This is a genomic window from Egibacteraceae bacterium (assembly GCA_040905805.1).
Classification (GTDB): domain Bacteria; phylum Actinomycetota; class Nitriliruptoria; order Euzebyales; family Egibacteraceae; genus DATLGH01.
This window is the reverse complement of sequence record JBBDQS010000125.1, coordinates 1-3,588: the sequence shown is the minus strand read 5'-3', so window position 1 is coordinate 3,588 and position 3,588 is coordinate 1. Positions and strand designations below refer to the sequence as shown.

Annotated in this window: 3 protein-coding genes; 1 reads left to right on the top strand and 2 read right to left on the bottom strand. The window is 69.6% G+C overall.

The window, feature by feature from the left end:
• Positions 1-11: 11 nt before the first annotated feature.
• Positions 12-1,112 carry an ATP-binding protein gene (locus WD250_14010; GenBank protein ID MEX2621324.1) on the top strand — a complete coding sequence of 367 codons (1,101 nt, stop codon included), beginning with the start codon at positions 12-14 and terminating at the stop codon, positions 1,110-1,112.
• Positions 1,113-1,682: 570 nt separating this feature from the next.
• On the opposite strand, the gene WD250_14005 is transcribed toward WD250_14010, so the two are convergent.
• Positions 1,683-2,372, bottom strand: coding sequence for an RES family NAD+ phosphorylase (locus WD250_14005; GenBank protein ID MEX2621323.1), 690 nt, complete (start codon positions 2,370-2,372; stop codon positions 1,683-1,685).
• Positions 2,373-2,385: 13 nt separating this feature from the next.
• Complete coding sequence (locus WD250_14000) at positions 2,386-2,922, bottom strand: antitoxin Xre/MbcA/ParS toxin-binding domain-containing protein (GenBank protein MEX2621322.1); 537 nt, start codon at positions 2,920-2,922, stop codon at positions 2,386-2,388.
• Positions 2,923-3,588 lie beyond the last annotated feature (666 nt).

The window sequence follows — 3,588 nt, the reverse complement described above, 5'->3', positions numbered from 1 at the left end:
GCCTCGGCACGCTGGCCGGTGGGATCGCCCACGACCTCAACAACGTGCTCGCTCCGATCATGCTCGCCGTCGAGGTGCTCGAAGTGTCCGACGATGATGCCGCCGCCTCCAGGATGCTCGAGGTCATCAAGCAGTGCGCCGACCGAGGCGCGGAGATGGTCCGCCGGGTGCTCTCGTTCGCCGGCGGGGTGGGCGGGCATCAGCGCGAGCTCGACCTCAACGGTCTCCTCGACGACGTCGCCCTGATGGTGCGCACGATGTTCCCGAAGAACATCTGCATCCAGCGGGAGACCGGCATCGAGGTGTGGCCGGTGAACGGCGATCCCACCCAGCTGCACCAGGTAGTGATGAACCTGTGCATCAATGCCCGCGACGCCATGCCCGACGGCGGCACACTGCGCCTCAGCATCGACAACATCACCGTCGGTGACCACTACGCCACTCGCGACCAACAAGCCGAGCCGGGGCGCTACGTCCGGATCCGCGTCGAAGACGACGGCACCGGCATCGCCCAGGCGACGATGGATCGAATCTTCGAGCCCTTCTTCACCACCAAGACCCACGGCGAAGGGACCGGGCTCGGCCTGTCCACCTCCCGCGGCATCGTCCGCAGCCACGGCGGCTTCTTCCAGATCACCAGCCAACCGGACACCGGCAGCACCTTCGACGTCTACGTTCCCGTCGCTGACCCGCCGGACGTCATCGCGCGCCTCGACGGCGACGGGGCTTCGCTCCCCCACGGGAACGGCGAAGTCGTGCTCCTCATCGATGACGAGGGGAACGTTCGCAGCGCGACCCGCCGGACGCTCGAAACCGCCGGATACCGGGTCATCGAGGCCAGTGGCGGAATGGAGGCCGTCCCGTTGTTCAAGCAGCGTGCTGACGACGTCGCCGCCGTGATCGTCGATATGATGATGCCCCAGATGGACGGCCCGGCTACCATCCAGGCGCTCTTCGAGCACCGGGCCGACCTTCCCGTGATCGCCGTCACCGGGCTCATCGTCAGTCGCGAGGTCGCCAGGGCCACCAACCTGGGCGTTGAACACTTCCTCGCGAAACCGTTCACCGCGGGAGCGTTGCTCACCACGCTCCACACCCTGCTCCAGCGGTAGAGCCGGCACACTGGCGCAACGGTCCGACAGGCCGGCATCGGGCCATGTGAATGGCCCGGCCGCTCTTCCGGCGGTGACCACGGCGTGACTGCAAACCCTTGCGTATCGGCTGATCCCCAGACCTTCGCTCGGGCGGTGCAACCTTGGGGGATCCGCCGGACTCCAAGGGCTCGGCGGTTTCCAGCAACCCTCGGAGATCGCCGGACTCCGACGGTTCAAGTGGCCTTCACAACCCTCCGGGGGGCACCGGCATCTGTAGTCCCGCCCCCACCGGCATGGGCTGAACCCTCACGACAATCGCGCTCGAGTGTCGGCGGCCATGAGATCCTCCCCGTAGGCGGACACGAGTCTCCCCGTTGACGGCCACCAGAGTTCCCCGCTGGTGCCATGAGATCTGGTCTGTCGCCCTGGTGCCCTGTGGTCGTCGGCTGGACAGAGGACCGCGTCGTCGGGAGCCCCACGAAGGTCGAGATCGGCTATGTGCACGGCGTCGTGTCCCGCCTCGAGCAGTAGGGAGGCGAACGCGGTGTGCCAGGCTTTCGTCGACCGCGGCCGCGGCGGCCTGGACGGTCAGCAGCGCGGACAGGCGGGGATGCGGTTGGCGGCGACGCCGACGCGGTCGAGCGCGACAATCATGTGGGGCCACAGCACGTCGTCGATGAGGCGGTGCTGGTGGAGGGGTTGGCGCAGCGCACGTTTGCGCCACAGGACGATGTTGATGCCCTGGCGGCGGTCGTCGGCCCCGCGGTGGCGGGCGGACCAGTAGCGCAGTCCCCCCACGCGGGGGGTGGGGTGCAGGTGTCGGGCCCACCATTGGGTGCGGGTGTAGGCGTCGGGGGCGCGGTCGTCTCCGAGGGCGGGGTCGGCGCCGAGAGCTGCGCAGGTCTGCGCGTCGGTGAGGTCGTGCACGGCGGTGGCGGGAGCGGTGGCGACGAGGGTGGCACGCAGTCCGGGGCAGACGTCGACGACGGGTGCGCCGCGGGCGAGACGCTCGCACACGGCGGTGTCGAACAGGAAGGCGCCGTACCACGCGTAGGGCCCGCGCGGGGCGTGGTCGCGGGCCGGCGGCGGGTGCGGGTCGAAGCGGTGCAGCGGCCCGTAGGTGCGCAGCGTCGTCGCGGCAGGCGTGTGGACGGTGGGGTGCCAGATGCGCCACAGCGCGACCCCGCCGAGGTCGACGGGGGTTGGGTGGTCGCGGGCCGGCCGGTCCGGTGGGTCCGGTAGCGTGGCCGTATCGGGATCCGGTGGGGGCCCGGGCATGTGCGCAGCCGGGTTAGGTGTAGTCGGCGAGGGCGACGACGTGATCGACGTCGCCGTCGGCGAGCGCGTCGGCGGGGGTGCGGCCGCCGAGCGCCTGGCTGGGGGTGGTCATCCAAGCGGACAGCCCCAAGACGCGGCCACAGAACACCGTGGTGGCGTGGCGGATGCCGTCGAGGCGCCCGCGGCGCGTGTCGGGGTTGAACTGCCAGGCGGGCAGCCGCGGGCCGTCGGGGCCGTCGATGGCGAGCAGGTCGCCGGTGCGCACAAGGTTGGTGATCTGGTTGGTGGACACGCCAAGGCGCCGGGCGGCCTCCCGGTATGACAGCGCGCGGTCGTACAGCTGCTCGCGGAAGCGCCACACACGCTCGTGGTTGCGGCGCACCGCGCCGGCGACCTCCTCGGCGGTGGGCGGGTCGCCCAGGCCCGGCCGCGGCTCGGCGGGGGCGGCCGCGGCGGCGGCCGCGTCGGTGAGCGCGGCGGCGAAACTGCGCAGCGCCGCCCGTTGTGTGTCGCTGCCGTGTTCGAGGATGTCGGTCACCGGATCGCTCATCGCGTCTCCCACCGGGCTACTGTGTTAGCTGTGGCAGCATCATATCACAGCGTTTGGCTGGTAGGCAGGGTTGGCCCGGTGATGCCGTGACGGATCATCTACGGATACGGTGCTCATCGTGTGCCCCTATTCGTGGGCCCCATGATGACCGGATGAGCGAGCGGATATCTACGCGGGTTTCGTTCCTTCACAATCAGCTTTTCCGCAGGTGAGCACAGCGCTCAGCTCAGTGGCCGCCACCTCATAACCGGTTGGCCGTGGGTTCGATCCCTGCCAGCCCCACAAAACCCCCGCCGCTGTCATCCCAGGACGGCCCTGTAGACCGTTGGCAGCCCGCAACCCAAGACAACCAGAAGGCTGCATCTCCGACTTCAGCCGCCCCAAGCGATCCGACAAGCCACCGGTCCAGTTCCATTGCTGACGAGGACGCCATCAGCGGCACGCCGAAGTAGGCATCCCTGGCTCAAAGCCTTGGGAGTATCCGCCGCACCTTCAGGGTTGCCGGCGCCAACCGCCGGCGTCCACGTGCTCGCGTGGCTCGAGGCAGCCCTCGACCCTCGCGGTACCGGGGCTACCCGCACGCCTGCTCACGGCCCGGATCTCGTAGATCGTCGGGTCCACCCCCGGGTTACCGGCCGGTAGATGGGGTCTCGGCGACATATCTGT